The 19,895-nt window shown below is 68.9% G+C and carries 20 protein-coding genes; 10 read left to right on the forward strand and 10 right to left on the reverse strand.

The window, feature by feature from the left end; all coding sequences use genetic code 11:
* Nucleotides 1-26: 26 nt before the first annotated feature.
* Nucleotides 27-1,337: a S8 family serine peptidase gene (locus tag CSW64_RS20090; RefSeq protein WP_245863777.1), complete on the reverse strand. Its 1,311-nt coding sequence runs from the start codon at nucleotides 1,335-1,337 to the stop codon at nucleotides 27-29.
* A 110-nt stretch (nucleotides 1,338-1,447) separates the two neighbouring features.
* On the opposite strand from CSW64_RS20090, the gene CSW64_RS20095 reads away from it, so the two are divergent.
* Together CSW64_RS20095 and CSW64_RS20100 are read left to right on the forward strand one after the other, a co-directional pair.
* The gene (locus CSW64_RS20095) at nucleotides 1,448-1,930 is read left to right on the forward strand and encodes a sigma-70 family RNA polymerase sigma factor (RefSeq protein WP_099623769.1); all 483 of its coding nucleotides are present in this window, start codon (nucleotides 1,448-1,450) and stop codon (nucleotides 1,928-1,930) included.
* 4 nt (nucleotides 1,931-1,934) lie between these two features.
* Nucleotides 1,935-2,672, forward strand: coding sequence for an anti-sigma factor family protein (locus CSW64_RS20100; RefSeq protein ID WP_099623770.1), 738 nt, complete (start codon nucleotides 1,935-1,937; stop codon nucleotides 2,670-2,672).
* On the opposite strand, the gene CSW64_RS20105 is transcribed toward CSW64_RS20100, so the two are convergent.
* Nucleotides 2,669-3,541: a crotonase/enoyl-CoA hydratase family protein gene (locus tag CSW64_RS20105; protein ID WP_099623771.1), complete on the reverse strand. Its 873-nt coding sequence runs from the start codon at nucleotides 3,539-3,541 to the stop codon at nucleotides 2,669-2,671. The genes CSW64_RS20100 and CSW64_RS20105 overlap by 4 nt on opposite strands.
* 218 nt (nucleotides 3,542-3,759) lie before the next feature.
* Between CSW64_RS20105 and CSW64_RS20110 the strand changes: the two genes are divergently transcribed.
* Both CSW64_RS20110 and CSW64_RS20115 read left to right on the forward strand, forming a co-directional pair.
* A complete protein-coding gene (locus CSW64_RS20110; RefSeq protein ID WP_099623772.1) occupies nucleotides 3,760-4,533 on the forward strand; it encodes an SH3 domain-containing protein in 774 nt (257 codons plus the stop codon).
* 42 nt (nucleotides 4,534-4,575) lie between these two features.
* Nucleotides 4,576-5,460 carry an alpha/beta fold hydrolase gene (locus CSW64_RS20115; RefSeq protein ID WP_245863778.1) on the forward strand — a complete coding sequence of 295 codons (885 nt, stop codon included), beginning with the start codon at nucleotides 4,576-4,578 and terminating at the stop codon, nucleotides 5,458-5,460.
* Nucleotides 5,461-5,601: 141 nt separating this feature from the next.
* On the opposite strand, the gene CSW64_RS20120 is transcribed toward CSW64_RS20115, so the two are convergent.
* The 6 genes from CSW64_RS20120 to CSW64_RS20145 form a co-directional block, all read right to left on the reverse strand.
* A complete protein-coding gene (locus CSW64_RS20120) occupies nucleotides 5,602-6,534 on the reverse strand; it encodes a thioesterase family protein (protein WP_425430356.1) in 933 nt (310 codons plus the stop codon).
* 5 nt (nucleotides 6,535-6,539) lie between these two features.
* The gene (locus CSW64_RS20125; protein ID WP_099623773.1) at nucleotides 6,540-7,025 is read right to left on the reverse strand and encodes a Fur family transcriptional regulator; all 486 of its coding nucleotides are present in this window, start codon (nucleotides 7,023-7,025) and stop codon (nucleotides 6,540-6,542) included.
* 62 nt (nucleotides 7,026-7,087) lie between these two features.
* The gene (locus CSW64_RS20130) at nucleotides 7,088-7,858 is read right to left on the reverse strand and encodes an acid phosphatase (protein WP_099623774.1); all 771 of its coding nucleotides are present in this window, start codon (nucleotides 7,856-7,858) and stop codon (nucleotides 7,088-7,090) included.
* Between the two features lie 71 nt (nucleotides 7,859-7,929).
* Complete coding sequence (locus CSW64_RS20135; protein ID WP_099623775.1) at nucleotides 7,930-8,448, reverse strand: hypothetical protein; 519 nt, start codon at nucleotides 8,446-8,448, stop codon at nucleotides 7,930-7,932.
* An 84-nt stretch (nucleotides 8,449-8,532) separates the two neighbouring features.
* The gene (locus CSW64_RS20140) at nucleotides 8,533-9,576 is read right to left on the reverse strand and encodes a 1,9-bis(guanidino)-5-aza-nonane synthase (protein ID WP_099623776.1); all 1,044 of its coding nucleotides are present in this window, start codon (nucleotides 9,574-9,576) and stop codon (nucleotides 8,533-8,535) included.
* Between the two features lie 96 nt (nucleotides 9,577-9,672).
* The gene (locus CSW64_RS20145; RefSeq protein WP_099623777.1) at nucleotides 9,673-10,923 is read right to left on the reverse strand and encodes a type III PLP-dependent enzyme; all 1,251 of its coding nucleotides are present in this window, start codon (nucleotides 10,921-10,923) and stop codon (nucleotides 9,673-9,675) included.
* 339 nt (nucleotides 10,924-11,262) lie between these two features.
* On the opposite strand from CSW64_RS20145, the gene phnC reads away from it, so the two are divergent.
* From phnC to CSW64_RS20175, 6 genes are all read left to right on the forward strand, one after another.
* Nucleotides 11,263-12,057: a phosphonate ABC transporter ATP-binding protein gene (phnC, locus tag CSW64_RS20150; RefSeq protein WP_099623778.1), complete on the forward strand. Its 795-nt coding sequence runs from the start codon at nucleotides 11,263-11,265 to the stop codon at nucleotides 12,055-12,057.
* Nucleotides 12,054-13,082 carry a phosphate/phosphite/phosphonate ABC transporter substrate-binding protein gene (gene phnD / locus CSW64_RS20155; protein ID WP_099623779.1) on the forward strand — a complete coding sequence of 343 codons (1,029 nt, stop codon included), beginning with the start codon at nucleotides 12,054-12,056 and terminating at the stop codon, nucleotides 13,080-13,082. Before phnC ends, phnD begins: the two co-directional genes overlap by 4 nt.
* Entirely contained in the window at nucleotides 13,082-13,891 is an 810-nt protein-coding gene (gene phnE, locus CSW64_RS20160) for a phosphonate ABC transporter, permease protein PhnE (RefSeq protein ID WP_099623780.1), read from the forward strand. The genes phnD and phnE overlap by 1 nt, the downstream gene beginning before the upstream one ends.
* Nucleotides 13,892-14,041: 150 nt before the next feature.
* Entirely contained in the window at nucleotides 14,042-15,331 is a 1,290-nt protein-coding gene (locus CSW64_RS20165; protein ID WP_099623781.1) for an OprO/OprP family phosphate-selective porin, read from the forward strand.
* Between the two features lie 32 nt (nucleotides 15,332-15,363).
* A complete protein-coding gene (locus CSW64_RS20170; RefSeq protein ID WP_099623782.1) occupies nucleotides 15,364-16,401 on the forward strand; it encodes a substrate-binding domain-containing protein in 1,038 nt (345 codons plus the stop codon).
* Nucleotides 16,402-16,554: 153 nt separating this feature from the next.
* Complete coding sequence (locus tag CSW64_RS20175) at nucleotides 16,555-17,865, forward strand: hemolysin family protein (RefSeq protein ID WP_099623783.1); 1,311 nt, start codon at nucleotides 16,555-16,557, stop codon at nucleotides 17,863-17,865.
* Between the two features lie 48 nt (nucleotides 17,866-17,913).
* On the opposite strand, the gene CSW64_RS20180 is transcribed toward CSW64_RS20175, so the two are convergent.
* The gene (locus CSW64_RS20180) at nucleotides 17,914-19,008 is read right to left on the reverse strand and encodes a glycosyltransferase family 4 protein (RefSeq protein ID WP_099623784.1); all 1,095 of its coding nucleotides are present in this window, start codon (nucleotides 19,006-19,008) and stop codon (nucleotides 17,914-17,916) included.
* Complete coding sequence (locus CSW64_RS20185; RefSeq protein WP_099623785.1) at nucleotides 19,008-19,820, reverse strand: UDP-2,3-diacylglucosamine diphosphatase; 813 nt, start codon at nucleotides 19,818-19,820, stop codon at nucleotides 19,008-19,010. The genes CSW64_RS20180 and CSW64_RS20185 overlap by 1 nt, the downstream gene beginning before the upstream one ends.
* Nucleotides 19,821-19,895: the final 75 nt, after the last annotated feature.

Here is a 19,895-nt window from a genome sequence, read left to right on the forward strand (position 1 = left end):
CATCCCGACGCCGGTGATTTTCTTGGTCAGCGCCCGCGCATCACCGCCGGCGGCGTGCGGTGGGCCGTTCCGACCAGGCCCCGACCGAACGTCTTGTCCGCCCCCCTGGAGCCCAGGTCCCGGGCTTGTCCGGCCAAGGCCTCGACAGCCCCGCGGCCGTCCAGGCCGGAGGCCATGCGCTCGGCCAGCAAGCCGGCGACGATGGGCGAGGCGAAGGAGGTGCCCCGGACCGGCGCGAACCCGCCCCCGGGGACGGCCGCGACCATGTCGGCGCCCGGCGCGGCGAAATCGAGGTGCGCCGCGCGGCCGGCTTCCAGCAGGACGCGGTCCTTGCCATCGACGGCCGTGACCGCCACCACCTCGGGCCAGGACGCCGGATAGAGCGGCGGGGCGGCCGGACCATCGTTGCCGACCGCGGCCACCACGACCACGCCCCGCTGGGTCAGTCCGCGGACGGCCGCATGCAGGGCCCCGTTGGCCGGGCCCACGAGGCTGATGTTGACGACCTCGACCCGGCCGCCGGCCAGCCAGTTCAGCCCCCTCAGCAGCGCCTCGGTCGAGCCGCCGGTCGGGCCCGCGCCGTACACGTCGGCGACCAGCAAGGTCCCGCCGGCGGCCGGCGCCCGAAAGGCGCCTGAAGCCCCGACCATCAGCGACGCGGTGGCCAGGCCATGCGCGGCGGGCTTCATGCCGCCGGGCGCGAAGCCGCGCTGCTCGATCTGCGCGCCGGCCAACGCGGGATGGGCGGCGTCCAGGCCGGTGTCGACCAGGCCCAGGCGAAGAGAGGACGCCCGCGCGCCCCCAGCCTTCGACGCCGCCGGCGCGACAGAGCCGCCGACGGCCGTCGCTCCCGCGCCGTCATAGAGGTGGTCGAAATCGTACTGCCCCTCGGGATCGGCCCGGCGCAGGCGCTTGACGGCGCGCCGCGCGTCCTGGCCCGCCGGAACGGCCAGCGTGACCAGCACCAGACCCAGGTCGTCCATCCGCTCTTCCCGCAGCACCGAGAGCCCGGCTCGTCGAGCGGCCTCCAGCCCCTCGGGACTCGGCGACACCGCCAGGACCCGGCCGCGCACGATGGGCGCGCCGCGATCATCGACGTCCAGCTCGCGGCGATTCCGGCGCACCAGATCCTCCAGCCGCAGCCGGCGCAGGTCGGCCAGCTTGCGCGCGTCGCCGACCGCGCCCTCCACCGCGCCCTCCACCGCAGCCGGCAGGCGGCCAAGGTCGGGCAGGCTCGGCGTCGACGGCAGCGGCAGCCCTCCGACGCCCGGCAACTGCGCCGCGGCCGGCGCGGCGAGGAAGGCCGTCAGCAGCAGCCCGGCCAGGACTTTCGGCATTCTCAGCGGCATTTGATCCCTAGGCTCTTGCGGACGGGCGGCGCAGGATATCTGCTTCTTCATGGATGAAACGCGCGCGTTCGGTCGTTTCATCCCCGTAGAGGTGAAGCTTGGACCGGTTCGAGGACTCGATCATCGGATTGCTGCCCAGGTTGCGGCGTTTCGGCCGCGCCCTGGCGCGCGACGCCGCCGACGCCGACGACCTGGTCCAGATCACCCTCGAGCGGGCTCTCGCGCGGCGGGAGCAATGGCAGCCGGGCAGCCGGCTGGACAGCTGGACGATGCGGATCATGAAGAACGCCTGGATCGACGAGGCCCGGTCGCGCAGCCGCAGGCGGCTCGTCGCGGTCGACGGCGACGCCGAGGCGGTGGCCGACCCCGGGACGGCCTCCCCCGCCCAGAGGGACGCCGCCCTGGCGGTGACCCAGGCCATGAGCCAGCTTCCCGAGGAGCAGCGGCTGGCGGTCGCCCTGGTGCTGGTCGAAGGTCTGTCCTATGCCGAGGCCGCTGAAGTGCTGGAGATTCCCGCCGGCACCCTGACCAGCCGGCTGGTGCGCGGTCGGGTCGCCCTGATGGGGCTGCTGGAGGCCTGACGCCGTGACCATCTCCGACGAACTTCTGCTGGCCTACATCGACGGCGAGCTGTCGCGCGAGGACCGGGCGCGGGTGGAGGCGGCCCTGGCCGAGGATCCCGAGGTCGCCGAGCGCCTGCGCCGGCATCGGGCGGTCGGCGCCATGATCCATGAAGCCTTCGCCGACGCCGCCGAAGAGCCGCCGCCCGAGCATCTGGTGCGGATGGTGCGCCCCGCCGCCGCCGTGGTTTCGCTGGAGGCGGCGCGCGCCAAGCGGGCCGAACCGAAACCCAAGCCCAAGACCGCCCGCCCCTCGTTTCCAAAGCTCGACACGCGCTGGGCGGGCCTGGCGGCGGCCCTGGTCGTCGGCGTCGGCGTCGGAATGTTCACGCCGCGCCCCGAAACCGGGCTGGTCGACAACCGCCTGCGGGCGACCGGCGCGCTGAACGCGGCGCTGCAGTCCCGCCTGGCCGCGACCCAGCCCGCCGACGCCTCGATCCGGATCGGCCTGACCTTCCGCGACCGCTCGAACCGCTGGTGCCGCAGCTTCACCGCCCCCGACCTGTCGGGCGTCGCCTGCCAGGCGCAGGGCCGGTGGCAGGTGAAGATGGCCGAAGCCGGCGCGCCCGCGAAGGGCGGCGACTATCGCACCGCCGCCTCCCAGGCCTCGCCGGCCGTCATGGCTTCGGTCGAGGGCATGATCGCCGGTCAGCCGGCCGACGCCGCCGCCGAGAAGGCCGCCAAGGCCTCCGGCTGGCGCTAGAACCCCTTGCGCAGGGGCAGCAGGTCCGGGAACGACGGTTCGCGCTTCTGGGCCTTGGCCGCGAAGGTTTCGGCCATGTGGGGGCCGGAGAACATGCCCACCTGCCATAGCGCGATGTAGTCCAGGGCGTCGGCGATGGTGTGGTCGCGGGCGTAGTTGATCATCACCTTGCTGCCGGCGACGGCCAACGGCGACTTTGAGGCGATCTCGCGGGCCGTGGCCAGGGCATGGGCGACGACGGCCTCATGGTCGGGCAGCACCGCGTTGACCAGGCCGATCTCGCGGGCCTTCTCGGCCGGCAGGCGACCGCCGGTGTAGGCCAGCTCGCGCACCCAGCCTTCCGGGATCAGCTTGCACAGCCGCGGAAAGGTGCCGACATCGGCGGTCATGCCGATGTTGATCTCCATGATCGTGAAGAAGGCGTCGGCGCTGCAGTAGCGGATGTCGCAGGCGCTGGTGAAATCGACCGCCCCGCCGATGCAGCCGCCCTGGATCGCCGCGATCACCGGCATCCGCGCCTGGTCCAGGCAGGTGAAGGTGTCCTGCAGATGATGCACGTGCCGACGGAAGCTCTCGCCGGCCACATGACGGTCGACGGGTCCGCCGTCGCGGTCGCCGACGCCGTCGAACACCGACAGGTCCATGCCGGCGCTGAAGTGCTTGCCGGTCGAGGAGATGACGATGCAGCGCGCCCGGGCGTTGTCGTCGATATCCCGCACGATCGCCGGCAGCTCGCGCCAGAACGCCTTGTTCATGGTGTTCATCGCCTCGGGCCGCTTCAGCTGGATGTGCGCCACCCCGGCGTCGATGGAAACGTCGAAACAGGTCCAGTCAGCCTGGTCGGCGGCGAGGACGGCGGCGGCGGTCATGGCGGATCTCCCGGTGTTTTCGCCAGTGTCGCGGAATGACGCGACGAAAGCCAACGCCGATGCCTGCCCGCCGCCGACCGCCGGTTTGCCAAGTGCTCGCAGGTATTCGCACGGGGTTTTGAGCGGCTCAGGTGTTTTCCGGAGCGTGACTCAAACGCAGATCGTGCCAGTATGCCGTCCTCGTCGGGGGTCGGGTTCATACAGGAGCTAGACGAGACATGCGGTCCATCATCACAGCGTCGATCATGCTGGTCGCCGCCGCGGCGCTTCCGGGCGCCGCCCAGGCGCGGGGCATCTTCGGCTGCGATTCCGCTGGCGGCAAACAGGAAGGCGGCGCGGTCATCGGCGCCATCGTCGGCGGGCTCGTGGGCAGCCAGATCGCCAAGAAGGAGCGCGGACTGGGCGCCGCCGTCGGCGCCGGACTGGGCGCGGCCGCCGGCTCGGCCATCGGCTGCAAGATCCAGGAAGACGACCAGCGCAAGGCCGAGGCGGCGCTCGAACAGGCGCTGCAGACCGGCTACGCCCAGAACTGGCGCAACCCGCAGACCGGCTCCCGCGGCGACGTGTCCGTGGAGCCCTGGAGCAGCTACGGCGACGGCTACGGCGAACCCTACCGCCTGCAGAACGTCAGCTTCGCCGGCGGCGTCTCGCCCCAGTCGTCCTGGGAAGGCGGCGGCGGCTGGTGGCGGACGAACAACACCGTCAACCTGCGCGGCACGCCGTCCACCAAGGGCAAGGTCGTCGGCCAGCTGCCGGGGGGACAGGACTTCCAGGTCCTGGCCAAGGTCCGCGGCCAGCCCTGGCTGCTGGTCGGCCAGAACGGCTACGCCACCGGCTATGTCTCGGAGTCGGTCGTCCGGCCTCGCGGCGGCGACACCGGCGACTGTCGTCGGATCACCCAGACGATCTACACCAAGAAGTACGGCTCGGAGAGCGAGCGCTATCGCGCCTGCCGGCAGTCGAACGGCCATTGGGACCTGACCCGGATCTGAAGCCGGTGGACTGACGCGACGGGAGCGGTCTAGGCAGGCGCGATGACCTTCGCTTCCCTGCCGGATCTCTCGCCCGCGCGCCGACGCGCTCTCGTCCTCCAGGGCGGCGACATGGCCGCCCTGGAGTTCGGCCCGGCCGACCGTCCGCTGGACGTGGTCTTCCTGCACGCCAACGGCTTCAACGCGGGAACCTATCGTTCCATCTTCGCGCCCCTGGGCGACCAGCTGCGCATCCTGGCGGTGGACCAGCGCGGCCATGGCCGCACCACGCTCCCCGCCCAGCCCTTCGTCGGCAACGTCTGGCGACAGTACGGCGACGATCTGCTCGCCCTCCTCGACGCCGTGGGCGAGACCCCGACCGTGCTGGCCGGCCATTCGATGGGCGGAACCGCCTGCCTGCTGGCCAGCGCGAAATGCGCCGACGCCGCCAAACGCCTGGTGCTGTTCGATCCGGTGATCATCACGCCTGAACGGGCGGCGCTGTTCGGCGAGGACGGCATGCGGAACTCCCCGCTCGCGGTCGGCGCCCTGAAGCGGCGCGCGACCTTCGCCGACCGCCAGGCGGCCTTCGACGGCTATCGCGGACGCGGGGCGTTCAAGACCTGGCCCGAGGAGTCGCTGCGCGACTACCTCGCGGACGGCCTGGTCGAGGCCGAGGGCGGCGGCATGCGGCTGGCCTGCGCGCCGACATGGGAGAGCGCCAACTTCTCGACGCCCTCACCGGACGCCGTGGGCGGCATTCCGGACATCCGGGCCAATATCCGCATTCTGAAGGCCGAGATCGGCTCCACCGCCCAGTTTGAAATTCATGAACCCGCGGTGCTGGCCGCCGGCGCCGAGATCGAGGTCGTGCCCGGGACCAGTCACTTCCTGCCGATGGAACGACCGGATCTTGTGCGGGCGGAACTGCTGAAGGCGGCGAGGTAGTTCATGCGTGGTTCGAGACGCCGGCCTGAGGGCCGGCTCCTCACCATGACGAAAGTGAGTGGCGATTTGCTGAACTCGTCATCCTGAGGAGCGAGCTTCACGCGAGCGTCTCGAAGGACGCAACGCGCCCCCGCAACGCCCCTACAGCGCCAACCCAGGCGTCGCCTGTTTCATCAGCTCGACCCGGGCGGCGTCGCTGATCGGGACGATCTTGCGGGCGTCCAGATCGAAGGTCACCGCCACCGCCTCCGATGTGCCCCACGCCTTGCCGGTGTCGGGGTCGAGCATCCAGTGGATCATGGTCTTGGTGCGGGCGTCCGCCGACTTCAGGCCGGAACGGATCTCGAAACGCTGGCCGGCGCGCGGCCAGTCCAGATGCACGAGCCGATACTCGAGCACGGCCCCTCCGACCCGCTTGGGCGTCTCCTCGGCGGCCCCGCTGACGGTCTCGCGGAAACCGCGCACCAGCCGGGGAATGCCGTCGGAGACCCGGCCGATGAACTGCTCGGCCGCCATCCGGCCGAAGACGTCGCAGTCGCCGGGCGCAACCGCGCCCTGGGCGATGCGGACCAGTCCCAGTTCATCGGCCTTGGCCAGGCTCGCGATCGGCTCGACCGGGTCCAGCGAGACGCTTCGCGCCGTCGCCTGTTCGGGAACCTCGACCTTCAACCGGTCCGCCCGGGCGCGGGTCGCCGCACTCCAAGGGAAGGCGCGGCCGTCGGCGGGCGTGACATGGACGACCACGGTCTGGAAGGTCGCGGCGAGGGCCCCGGTCTCGCTGTGCCAGAGCAGCTGGAGCAGGCGGGCGTCATCTTCGCCCAGTTGGACCACGCCGCCGGTCATATGCAGCGCCGCGCCGGCCCGCGCCTCGCGCAGGAAGCGGATATGGTGTTCGCGAACCAGCAGGGTCGAGGTCGAATGATCAGTGAACGCGTGAGGCAGGCCCAGTTCGGCGGCGAGCCCGACCAGACCCTCCATGGCGCGCGCGACGTAGAAGCGCACGTTCATGTGCCCCATCTCGTCGCATTCCCAGGTGTTGACGCCCCCGCGCCAGATCTCCGCCCCCTCGGCCACCGGGTTCAGGCCTCGCAGTCGTTGCAGAGGCCGTGGGCCTCGACGGTCAGGCTCTTGAGGGTGAAGCCCTGGGTCCCGGCGAGCCGGGTGATCTCGTCCGCCCCGACCGGCGCGATCTCGCGCGTGCGACCACAGCAATCGCAGATCAGGAAGGCCGCGGCGTGGCCGTCCGCGGCGCCGCCGCAGGCGATGTAGGCGTTCAGGCTCTCGATGCGGTGGGCGAACCCCTGTTTCGAGAGGAACTCCAGCGCCCGGTAGACGGTCGGCGGCTTGGCGGGCTCGCCGTCGGCCCCGAAGGCGGCGATCAGATCATAGGCCTTCACCGGTTGACCGGCTTCGAGCAGCAGCTCCAGAACTCGGCGGCGCGGCGAGGTCAGTTTCTGGCCGGCCGCCTCGCAGCGGGCCTCGGCGGCCTGCAGCTCGGCCGACAGCACGCCGCCGGTCAGGCCGGGGCGGTCATGGTCGTGGGCGCAGGCATGGGAATGAACCATGGCCAACAGGTAGAGACCCCGACCGCCCGAGGCAAGCCGCCGAGGCGGCTCGCCGCACCCAGCTACCAGACAGGCTTGGCCAGCAGGGCCGCCTCGGCGTCGCAGTTCGCGGCCTTCGGCAGGGTCTGGCGCGCCCGATCCAGTTCGGACCGGGCGGCCGCCATGTCGGCCTCGAAGGCCGGCGAGGCGTGCAGCGCCGCGACCAGCGCCGCGGCGTTGGTGCGGCCGGCCTCGACGGCGCTGGCGTTGTGCACGCCGCAGACCACGCGGCTCTCGCCGAACGCCCGGGCGCGCTGCAGGATCTGCGGCGCACGATCCGGCGCCAGCTCGGCCAGCAGCAGCCCCACCGTCCAGCCCCAGGTCGTATGACCAGAGGGATAGTCCGGGCTGGCGGCCAGCTTCTCGGTCTTCTCGACGCAGATGTCGCCCTCGTCCACGAGGTAGGGCCGTTTATGCTGGAACTTGTCCTTCGGAATGTTGGTCACCCGGCCGACGTCCGGCGCGACGCGGGTCAGCAGTCCCGTCAGCTTCGGCGCATTGGTCGGGTCCAGTTCGACGCCGATGGCGCAGCGCATGCCATGGACGATCTTGCGTTCGTCGACGTCCTGGACCGCCATGTCCCAGCGCGGCGTGCCCTTCAACGCCCGTGTCTGGCGGAAGATGGCGCGGTCAGTCTCGGCGCGGATCGAGCCGGCCTCCGGCGGCGGCGGCACGACGGTGGTGGTGTCCGGCGGCGAGCCGTTCAGGTAGCCCTTCCAGGGCGTGTCGGCCGCGGCGACTCCGACCAGCAGCGCGGCGCCCAGGGCGACGCCGCCCGCTAGAATGATCCGCATACGCCCCATCGCGCTCTCCCTGGCTTACCGGGGCAGCATACCCGCCGAGGCGGGGGAAGAAAGAGGCCGCGCTATTTGGGCGCCGCCCACATGACCTGAACGGTGGTCTTGCCCTTGGCGGTCGAGGCGATCACCTGCATGCCGCGGTTGGTGGCCTCGTCCGTGCCGGCGTACATCCGGGCCTGCCCCATGTCGGCGTCCAGGCTGGTCTTCAGGCCGGCCGCCTCGCCCTTCTCCTTGTAGAAGGCGGTGACGGCCTCGGGCGTCGCGTCGACGCTATAGACATAGGTCCCCGAATTGGTCTCGCCCTTGCTCAGGCCGGAAACCGAGCTGGTCAGCTTGCCGCCCTCGTAGAGCGGCGCGAAGTCGGGGGTCTTGAGCGTAGCATCGGGGGTCTTGCCCGGGATCACCACCTTCGGCGCCTCGACGGCCGCGTCCGTTCCAGCCTCGGCGACGGACGGCGCCGGCGTCTCGGCCGCGCCGGAGGCCGAGGTCGCGGGCGTCGACGCCTCGTCGGCCTTGTTCTCCGTCTTGCCGCACCCGGCGAGCAGGACCGCGGTCGCGGCCGCGGCGATCAGGGCGAGACGCATTCGGGGGAACTCCAACTCTAAAGAAAAACCGCGCGAGGACGAATCCTCGCGCGGCTGTTTCGTCGGCGCAACCGCTGCCGCGTCTTAGGCGAACAGCTTGGCCCAGCGGCGCTTGTCGCGGGCCTTCCAGGCGCCGCGATGGTAGGCGTCCGAACCGATCAGCGGCACGACCGTGGTAGCTTCGGCGAAGACCATCTGCTCGTGGGTGGTCTGGACCTTGCCCCAGCTGGCGGCCTCCTGGAGCGTCGAGGAGCTGCAGGCGCCGTCGCGGACGTCGGCGACGGTGATCTGGACCGCGTACTTGTGCATCTCGGCCTCGACGCCGAGGATCTCGGCGCAGACGACGGTGTCTTGCGCGAAGTTCTTCGGCACGCCGCCGCCGACCATGAACAGGCCGGTGACGCCGGCGGCGATCTTGATGTCGGTCAGTTCGCGGAAGTCGGCGATGGCGTCGAGCATCATGTAGGGCTTGCCGGCGGCGGCGCGCTCCTTCTGGTGCTTGACCAGGCCGAAGCCGGCCGAACTGTCGACGAAGGCCGGGCAGAAGATCGGCACGCCTTCTTCATAGGCGGTCTGGATCAGCGAGCCGGGCTTCTTGGCGTTGCCTTCCGACAGCCACTTGCCCATCTCCCAGATGAACTCGCGCGAGCTGTAGCCGCGCGGCTCCAGGCGGTTGGCGATCTCCAGGATGGTATGGTCACAGGCCTGGAGCTCTTCCTCGTCGATGTAGGTGTCGTAGATGCGGTCGATGTAGTTGGCCCGCAGCACGTTGTCGTCGACCGGGCCGGCGGCCTGATAGTGCTTGAAGCCGAGGGCTTCGAAGAAATCCATGTCGACGATCGAGGCGCCGGTGGCGACCACCGCGTCGACCATCCCGAACTTCACCATGTCGCGGTAGACGTGCATGCAGCCGCCGGCCGAGGTCGAGCCGGCCAGGATCAGCCACGGCGAGCAGTCCTTGTCTTCCAGCGCCATGTTGAAGATGTCGGCCGCGCGGGCGGTGTCGCGCGAGCTGAACGACATCTTGCGCATCGAGTCGATGATCGGGCGCGCGTCGAAGCTGGTGATGTCGACATGCTCGACGGTGTTGGCGAGCAGTTGTGCCTTGGTGTTGGTCGGAGCGTTCATCGCTTCGGTTTCCCTGACAGTGAGCGCCCGTCCAAACAGCTATCGACCCCAGCCCGGACGGAGCGACGGGCTGGGGCTAAACGCGTAAGTCGCGGATTATCTCCTGCGACGCTTCTTGCTCTTCGCGCGCGGCAGTTTCACGACATTCTCGATCGCCGTGCGGGGCGCGGGGATCGAGCGACGGGCGAGGCCGAACATGGAGGCCATCGGGGCGTCGCCCACCTCGACCGTCTCCACGGCGCCGAAGCCGTTGAAGTCGGTGCGCATGGCGACGCCGTAGGCGCCCAGCATCCCGATCTCCACGAAGTCGCCTTCGCGGATGTCCTCGGGCAGCAGGAACGGTCCCGGCATGTAGTCGATCGAGTCGCAGGTCGGGCCGTAGAACGAGAAGGGCTTGAGACCGCCTTCCAGCTCACGGCCGTCCGCTCCGCCGCGGTAGCCCTTCACCGGGAAGGGCCACTTGGCGTGCGCCGCATCGAACAGCGAGCCATAGGCGCCGTCGTTCAGGTACAGGGCGTCGCCCTTGCGCAGCTCGACGCGGGTCATGAGCGAGGTCGACTCGGCGACCAGCGCCCGGCCCGGCTCGCACCACAGCTCGGTCGTCTCCGACACGGGCATCTCGTTGAAGCCCCGGTCGATGGCGGCGATGTAGTCGGCCATGTCGGGCGGGATCATGCCCGGATAGACCGACGGGAAGCCGCCGCCGACGTCGATGACGTCCGCGAACACGCCCGCCCGCACCAGGGCGCGGCCGGTCTGGGCCATCGCCGCCTGGAAAGCGGTCGGCCGCATGCACTGGCTGCCGACGTGGAACGACACGCCCATCAGCTCCTGCGTCGCGCGACGAGCGGCCAGCATCAGAGCCGGAGCTTGATGGCTGTCCACGCCGAACTTGCCGGACAGGCTGTAGGCGGCGCCGTCAGCCGACACGCCCATGCGGACGATCAGGTTCAGATCCTTGGCCCCGCCCGTGGCGTCGATGATCTTCTCGAGCTCTTCGTGCGTATCGAAGGAGAAGGTTTTCACGCCGTGGTCGAAGTAGGCGGCCGAGATCGCGGCCCGGCTCTTCACCGGGTGCATGAAGGCCATGCGGGCTCCCGGCGCATGACGCGCCACGAGCTCGATCTCGGCGATCGAGGCCACATCGAAGCCGGTGACGCCGCTCTGCACGAGGGTCTCGACGACCCATGGCGAAGGGTTCGCCTTCACCGCGTAGAGGACTTCACCCTTGAAATTCGTCTGGAACCAGCGCGCTGCGACGGCTACGGCATCGCGTCGCACAAGGGCGACGGGACGTTCCGGAGACCGCTCACGGACCAGGTCCAGGGGCGTATGGTACGTGCGCAATTCACGTAACCCCCTGCAAATTGTTAACCCAGACCGGCGTTAGCGGCGCAGCAGTAGACCTACGGGGTCCGCCGGAAGGCGCGAAATAGGGACTGCGGACCCGGATGTAAAGATCAAAAATTCCCCTTGCGCCGTCAGGGGTCGCGCGGATATCGCGGAAGCGGGTCGATGATGGCGCTTCACGTCCGCCGCGTACGGACCTTTACCTGCGACGCGCGCAGGCTGTAGAGGGCGCGGAAGCCGTCGCGAGGGACAGTTCATGCCCTCGCGTCACGAAACTTTCGCATGCCCCTTCCATGACAACTGGGCTTCTGTGCTAAGGACTCTCTCCGAAAAGCCATGACGTCGGACGCAGTTCTCTCCATTCGCTCGGTCTCGAAGACCTTTGGCGCGCGCCGTGCGCTCGACGGCGTGTCGCTCGACGTCGCGCGCGGCGAGATGGTCGCCCTCATCGGCCCGTCGGGCTCCGGCAAATCGACGCTGCTGCGCTCCATCGACGGCCTCCAGACCATCGACAACGGCGAAGGCTTCATCGCCGCCTTCGGCGACAAGCTCCAGGCCAAGGGCAGGCTGACCGACAAGGTGCGCAAGTCGCGCACCCGGATCGGCTTCATCGCCCAGCAGTTCAATCTGGTCGGCCGGCTGAGCCTGTTCACGAACGTGGCGCTCGGCTCGCTGGGCCGCATCCCCTTCGTCCGGGGCCTCCTCGGCCAGTGGCCCAAGGAAACCAAGCTGGCCGCCATGGCCGCCCTGCACCGCGTCGGGGTCTCCGACTACGCCGGCCAGCGCGCCAACACCCTCTCCGGCGGGCAGCAGCAGCGCGGCGCCATCGCCCGCGCGTTGGTCCAGAAGGCCAAGATCATCCTCGCCGACGAGCCGGTCGCCTCGCTCGACCCGGTCTCCGCCCGCAAGGTGATGGAGATCCTGAGCGAGCTGAACGCCACGGATGGCCTGACCGTCATCGTCACCCTGCACCAGGTCGACTACGCCCTGCGCTACTGCAAGCGCGTGGTCGCCCTCAAGGCCGGCAAGAAGGTCTACGACGGTCCGTCGTCGGGCCTGGACCGCGCCAAGCTCATCGACATCTACGGCCCGGAATTCGAAGACGTCTTCTGGGAAGGGGCTCCCGCATGATCCGCAGAACCCTCGTCGGCGGCGCCGTCGCCGCGCTCGCCCTCCTCGGCCTGGCCGCTTGCGGCGGCGGCGACACCGCCTCCAAGCCCGCGGCCGAGAAGGAACTGGTCTTCTCGATCCTGCCGGCCGAGAGCCAAGCGTCGTCCGAGCCGCTGTGGCGGCCGCTCATCGACGACCTGCGCAAGGAGACCGGGCTGAACATCAAGCTGCGGTTCGTCTCCAACTACGCCCTGCTGGTCCAGGCGATGTCGGCCAAACAGACGGACGTGGGCTGGTTCTCGGCGCTGCCGGCGCTGGAGGCCACCCGCCGCGCCAACGGCAAGGTCATCGGCCGCATCGTCGATATGCAGGGCCGCACCGGCTACGAGTCGGTCCTGATCGTGAAGAAGGGCTCGGGCATCACGCTCGACAAGGTTCTCGCCTGCGGCAAGACGTACAGCTTCGGCCTGGGCGACGCGAAGTCCACCTCCGGCACCCTGGCCCCGATGGCCTTCCTGTTCGGCCCCCGCAACATCGAGCCGGGCGAGTGTTTCAGCCAGGTTCGCAACGCCAACCACCAGGCCAACGCCCTGGGCGTGGCCAACGGCGTCGTCGACGTGGCGACCAACAACTCGGTCGGTCTGGTCTTCCTGGCCAAGCAGTTCCCGGCTCAGGCCGAGAAGATCGAGGTCATCTGGGAATCGCCGATGATCCCGGAAAGCTCGATCGTCGTGCGCAAGGACCTCGACCCGGCCACCATCGAGAAGCTGCGCAGCTTCTTCCTGACCTACGGCAAGGCCCAGGGTCCCGAGGGCGACCGCCAGCGCGCGGTGCTGAAGGGTCTTGAGTACGGCGGCTTCCTGCCGGCCGACGACAGCTACCTCGACCCGGTGCGCGAGATGGAGGCCTCGGAGGATCTCCGGAAGGCCAAGCGCTCGGGCGACCAGGCCGCGATCAAGAAGGCCCAGGCAACCTACGACGCCATCCACGCCCGCGTGGTCAACGCCGCCAAGGCCGAGGCCGCCCGCACGCCGGTGGCGCCGTAATGACCACGACCGTCGATTCCGGCGCCGTGCCGCCGCCGCCCAGCAAGTCGCTGTCCGCACGGCTCCTCGACCTGCTTCTGTGGGGCGGACTCGCCGTCGCGCTGGCTGCGGCCTTCGGTCCGGCTGAGATCGGCAAACTGCCCAAGCTGCTGGCCGGCTCCGAGAGCTTCAACGAGCTGGGCGCCGCCCTGCTCAACCCCGACTTCACCAACTGGAAGTTCCTCGTCCACAAGATGGTCGAGACGGTTCAGATCGCGCTCTGGGGCACGTTCATCGCCGTGTTCGTGGCGGTGCCGCTGGGCCTTCTCGCCGCCCGCAACATCACCCCGATCTGGATCCAGCAGCCGATCCGCCGCGTACTCGATCTGATCCGCGCCGTGCCCGACCTGGTCATCGGCCTGATCTTCGTGATCATCGTCGGCCTCAGCCCCCTGGCCGGGGTGCTGGCTCTCGCCTTCAACACCGGCGGCGTGCTGGCCAAGCTGTTCTCCGAGGCGGTCGAGTCGATCGACAAGGGCCCGGTCGAAGGCGTCCGCGCCACCGGCGCGGTGCCGCTGCAGGAGATCGTCTGGGGCGTGATCCCGCAGGTCGCGCCGCTGTGGACCTCGTTCGCCCTGTACCGCTTCGAGTCGAACGCCCGCGCCGCCACGGTGCTGGGCCTGATCGGCGCCGGCGGCATCGGCCAGACCCTGATCGAGTCCTTCAACAGCTTCGACTACCGCACCGTGTCGGCCATCGCGATCGTGGTCGTGATCACCGTCAGCCTGATCGATCTGCTGTCGCAGGCGATCCGCAAGCGCCTGCTGTAGTCCTCCGGCGCCGGAGCGACCGTCACAAAACGGTCGCCCGACCGTCATGGAACCTTGCTTCGATTGTCGCCGGACCGTCGCCCCCCGAGCCTAGATCAAGGCTCGCGCCCCTGAACCGAGGGGCATGGGGATATCGACAAGGATCCGACTATGAAAACGAAGACCTCGCTGGTGTGCGGGTCTGCGCTGGGCGCGCTTATGGCGCTGGCCCTGGCTTCTGGCGCGCAGGCTCAAGAGACGACGACGTCCTGGAAGGGCGCTCCGCAATTCTCGAACGACGGCGTCAGCTTCAAGGTCCGCGGCCGCGTCCTGCTGGACGCCGTGTTCCAGGACATCGACCGTGAGACCGGCGCCGACTTCAGCACCCGCGCCGTCCGCGGCCGCCAAGTCTTCCTCGGCGTCGAAGGTCAACTGAACAACTACTTCGCCTACAAGGTCGAGGGCGGCGCGGTGAACGGCGGCGCCTGGGCCTGGGACGACGTGGTCATCGAGTACAAGCCGACCGACACCGCCTCGATCATGTTCGGCAACATCAAGGCCGCCGGCCTTGAGAACCTGACCTCGACCCGCTTCACCACCTTCATGGACCGCGGCGCCTTCGGCGAAATCGGCCCGGACAGCTACGTGCTCAGCGCCGTGCTGAAGATGAACGGGACCAACTGGACCGCCACCGGCGCCGTCCAGGGCGACACCATCAACAACGCCGACCTGACCACCGCCGCGACCAACGCGCCGGACGTCGAAGAGCGCCTGGGCTTCACCGGCCGCGTCAGCTTCGCGCCGATCCTGGAAGACGAGAACAAGGTCCACCTGGCCGCCTTCGCGCGCTACCGCGATCACGGCAGTGAAGCCGCCTTCTCCTACGCCACCCGTCCGAACACCGCCTTCGGCAACCGCTACGTCAACACCGGCGCCGTCGGCGACAAGGACACCATGTGGGGCGTCGAAGGCGCCTGGGTGTTCAAGAACTTCTCGGTGCAGGGCGAGTACGCCAACATCGACGTCGACCGCTTCGTCGGCACGGGCAGCGTCTCGGCCGGCGCCGATCCTTCGGTGAAGGTGGGCTACGCCTTCGTCAGCTTCTGGCCGACCGGCGAGATGCGCAACTACGACGCGGCCAAGGGCGAGTTCGGTCGTCCGAAGATCCTGAACCCGGTCACCGCCGGCGGCTGGGGCGGCGTCGAACTGGCGGTCCGCTACGACTACGCCGACCTGTCGGACGCCTACGACACCGCCTCCACGGCGGCCGCCAAGACCCTGTCGCAGGACGCGGGCAAGTACACCGCCTGGACCCTGGGCGTGAACTACTACCCGACCCCGTACGTCCGCTTCCAGGCGAACTACACCAAGTCGAAGAACGAACTTCCCGTCCTGGTTCCGGGCACGGGCCGCGACGTGGACGCCGACACTCTGCAGTTCCGCGCCCAACTCGACTTCTGATACGGCATAACGTCCTCGCTAGGATAAACGAGATGAAGAAGCTCCTCGGTACGGCCGCCGCCCTGGCGGTCATGACCATCGCCTCGCAGGCCCACGCGGCCCGCGACTACGTCTGGGCCGCCGGCTCCTCGACGGTGTTCCCGTTCACCACCCGCGTGGCCGAGAACTACGCCAAGAAGACCGGCAACAAGGCCCCCAAGGTCGAGTCGCTGGGCACCGGCGGCGGCATCAAGCTGTTCTGCGGCGGCACGGGCGAAGGTTTCCCGGACATCGCCAACGCCTCGCGCCCGATGAAGAAGTCGGAGTTCGACGCCTGCGCCGCCAAGGGCGTGAAGGACATCATCCAGATTCGCATCGGCTACGACGGCATCGTCGTCGCCACGGACAAGGACGGCGCCGACTACAACTTCAAGCTGGAGCACCTGTACCTGGGCTTGTCGTCCAAGGTCCTGCGCTTCGGCAAGCACGTCGCCAACCCGTACAAGACCTGGGATGAAGTCGGCTCGGGCCTGCCGGGCAACCGCATCGTGGTCTACGGCCCGCCGCCGACCTCGGGCACCCGCGACGCCTTCATCGAGCTCGGCGTCGAAGCCGGCGCCCGCAAGTTCCCGATCCTCGAGGAAATGCGCTCGAACAACGAAAAGGGCTTCAAGGGCCTGGTCGATCCGCTGCGTTCGGACGGCTGGATCGACGCCGGCGAGAACGACAACGCCATCGTCCAGACGCTGACCCGCACCCCGGGCTCGCTGGGCGTGTTCGGCTTCTCGTTCCTGGAAGAGAACGGCGACAAGGTGAAGGGCGCGACCATCAACGGCGTCGCCCCGACCCCGACCACCATCGCCAACGGCTCCTACCCGCTGTCGCGCTCGCTCTACATCTACGTCAAGAAGTCCAACCTCGGCGTCACGCCGGGCCTGAAGGAGTTCGTGAGCGAATTCGTCTCCGACGCGGCCACCGGTCGTGGCGGCTACCTGCAGAGCCGCGGCCTGATCCCGCTGCCCGCCGCCCAGCACGAAGCCAACAAGGCCTCGGCCTCGGAAGGCAAGACGATGAGCCGTCCGACCTCGTAATCACGAGTGTATCCCAGCAAGTGACGACTGCGCCGCGGGCCGTTGGTCCGCGGCGCTTTCTTGTTGTAGGGTTCGACCACGGCTCCCGTCGCCGAACCGAAGCCGGGGCGTCCGGGGCCGTCCCCCGTCGGCGCGACCCAACGCCCAGAGGCCATGTCCTTAATCGCGATCGTCGTCGTCCTTCTCCTCGTTGTCCTCAACGGGGTCTTCGCCATGTCCGAACTGGCCGTGGTGTCCTCCCGCAAGGGCCGTCTGCAGGCCTTGGCGGATGGCGGAGACAAGGCGGCCCGCGTCGTCCTGGACCTGGCCGAGCACCCGACCCGCTTCCTGTCCGCCGTCCAGATCGGCATCACCCTCATCGGCATCCTGGCCGGCGCCTACGGCCAGGCGACGATCGCCAGCGCGCTGGATCACTGGCTCGAGACGGCCATCCCGCCCCTGGCGCCCTGGTCGGAAGCCATCGCCACCGGCATCGTGGTCGTGCTGATCACATATATCTCGCTGGTCATCGGCGAGCTGGTGCCCAAGCGCCTGGCCCTGCTTCACCCTGAACCCATCGCTCGCCTGATCGCGCCGCCGCTGTCCCTGCTGGCCAAGGTGCTGAAGCCCTTCGTGATGCTGCTGACCGCCTCGACCGGCCTGGTCCTGCGGATCATGGGCGTGAAGGAAGGAAACGGCAGCAGCATCACCTCCGACGAGGTGGAGCTGATGCTGGCCGAAGGCGCCGACGCCGGCCTGATCGAGCCGGAAGAGCGCACCATGATCCAGGAGGTCATGCGCCTGGGCGACCGGCCGGTGCGCGTGGCCATGACCCCCCGCCGCGACATCTTCTGGGTCTCGCTGACCGACCCCGCCGAACAGGTCCTGGCCGAGATTCGCGAATGCCCCTACTCGCGCATCGTCGTCGCCCTCGGCTCCGACCTGGACGGCGACCTGGCCGTGGTCATGAAGAAGGACCTGCTGGACGCCGCCCTGTCCGGTCAGCCGCTGGACCTGAAGAGCCACCTGGTCACGCCGATCGCCATTCCGGATTCGATGTCGCTGCTGCGCGCCATGGCGATGTTCAAACAGACGCCGATGCACATCGCCTTCGTGGTCGACGAGTTCGGCTCGCTGGAAGGCGTGGTCACCGCGATCGACCTGCTGGAGATGATCGCCGGCGACTTCAACGAGGCCCACGACGACGACGACCACCGCATCCTGCGTCGCGAGGACGGCAGCTGGCTGGTCGATGGCCGGGTCGATATCCAGGACCTGCGCGACGCGCTGGGCCGCGACTTCGACCTCAACAGCGACTACCACACGGCCGCCGGCCTGATCCTGGACAAGGCCGGGCGCATTCCGTCCGAAGGCGAGATCTTCCTGATCGACGGCTACGACGCCGAGGTGATCGACATGGACGGCACGCGCATCGACAAGCTGCTGTTCAAGGCCCGGCCCGACGCGGGCTCGATCAGCGGATAGGAACACCGGGGACATGGTCCGCGGACGCGGCGCGTGTCCCCCTGCCGCCTAGGCCGCCTCGCGCCGGCGACGAAGCCGCGCCAGACGGCGCAGACGGCGCCAGAAACGCGTCTTCTCAGGCTCCGGATAGGGCTCGAGGTTCTTCACGAACTGCTCGGCGCAGGCGCGCCAGCTGAAGGTCTCGGCGAAGCGGCGCACCTGCTTGCGGTCGAGGTCGAGGCAAGCGATGCAGGCCTCCCGCAGCCCGTCGGTGCGGCCCGGCGCCAGCACGCCCGCGCCCGAGCCCGGCACGATGTCGGCCGGTCCCGGGGCGTTGAAGCCGGCCACCGGCGAGCCCGTGGCCATGGCCTCCAGGATCACCAGGCCGAAGGTGTCGGTCAGCGAAGGGAAGACGAAGACGTCGGCGCTGTTGAAGTGCGCGGCCAGCTCCTCGCCGAACTTGGCGCCGGTGAAGACGACGTCCGGGTATTTCGCTTCCAGCTCGGCCTTCTGCGGCCCGTCGCCGACCACCACCTTGGTGCCGGGCAGGTCGAGGCAGGCGAAGGCCTCGATGTTCTTCTCCACGGCGACCCGCCCGACGTTCAGGAAGATCGGCCTGGGCAGATGGGCGAAGACGTCGGTCTCATCCGGACGACGCGGATGGAACATCTCGGTGTCCACGCCGCGCGACCAGGCGGAGATGTTGCGGAAGCCGTGACGCTCCAGCTCTTCGCGCATCGTCTCCGTGGCCACCATCATCCTGCCGGACGGTTTGTGGAACCACTTCATGTAGGCGTAGCCGGCCGCCAGGGGCACAGGCAGGCGGGCCGAGACGTACTCGGGAAAACGTGTGTGGTAGCTGGTCGTGAACGGCAGCTTCCATTCCATGCAGACGCGCCGCGCCGCCAGGCCGACCGGTCCCTCGGTGGCGATGTGGATCGCCTCGGGCTCGAACGACTTGAACTTCTCCTGCACGGGCTCGTAGGCGCCGACCGCCAGCTTGATCTCCGAATAGGTCGGCAGCGGCACCGTCGGGAACTGATCGGGGCTGATGATCTCGACCTGATGGCCCATGGCGCGCATCTCGTCGACGACGCGCGTGAGCGTACGGACAACGCCGTTGACCTGGGGCTCCCAGGCATCGGTGGCCAACAGAATACGCATCAGGCGGCGGCAGGCTCCGGCAAGGCGGCGGGAATCGCCTGCGGAATGTTGGACCAGGAACGTCGTCCGGCCCACTCGATAATTTCCAGGCGTCCGTCGTGATGCTCGACCAGGGCGGTGCAGCTTTCGACCCAGTCGCCGTCGTTGACGTACAGGATGCCGTCCATGTCGCGCATCTCGGCCTTGTGGATATGGCCGCAAATGACTCCATCCACGCCGCGCCGACGCGCCTCGTCGGTCACGGCCTTTTCGAAGTTCTCTATGAACTGCAGGGCGTTCTTCACCTTGACCTTCAGATAGGCCGAGAAACTCCAGTAGCCGAGCCCCATGCGGCGGCGCGCGCGGGCCACCAGGGTGTTCAGCATCAGGAGGGTTCTATAGGACCAATCGCCGAGGAAGGCGAGCCAGCGCGCGTGCTGGACGATGCCGTCGAACTCGTCGCCGTGCACCACCAGGAACCGGCGGCCGTCGGCGGTCTGGTGGATGCAGTCGCGGGCCACGACCACGCCGCCGAAATGCACGCCGCAGAAGTCACGCGCGCGGTCGTCGTGGTTGCCCGGGACATAGGTCACCTGAACGCCCTTGCGGGCGAGGCGCAGGATCTTCTGGACGACGTCGTTGTGGCTCTGAGGCCAGTGCCAGCCGCCCTTCAGCTTCCAGCCGTCGATGATATCGCCGACCAGATAGAGCTGCTCGCATTCCATGTGTTTGATGAAGTCGAGCAGCATGTCCGCCTGACATCCGCGCGTGCCCAGATGCACGTCGCTGATGAAAACGGCGCGGCAGCTCAATATCTGGGCGTCGGCGGTCATCGTCGCTCCCCCGGCAGGCGCCGATCAGCCGGGAGCTAGGCTGATTGCATGTCACTCTCATGAAGGTGCGTCCGC

The organism is Caulobacter mirabilis (assembly GCF_002749615.1).
In the GTDB taxonomy this organism is placed as follows: domain Bacteria; phylum Pseudomonadota; class Alphaproteobacteria; order Caulobacterales; family Caulobacteraceae; genus Caulobacter; species Caulobacter mirabilis.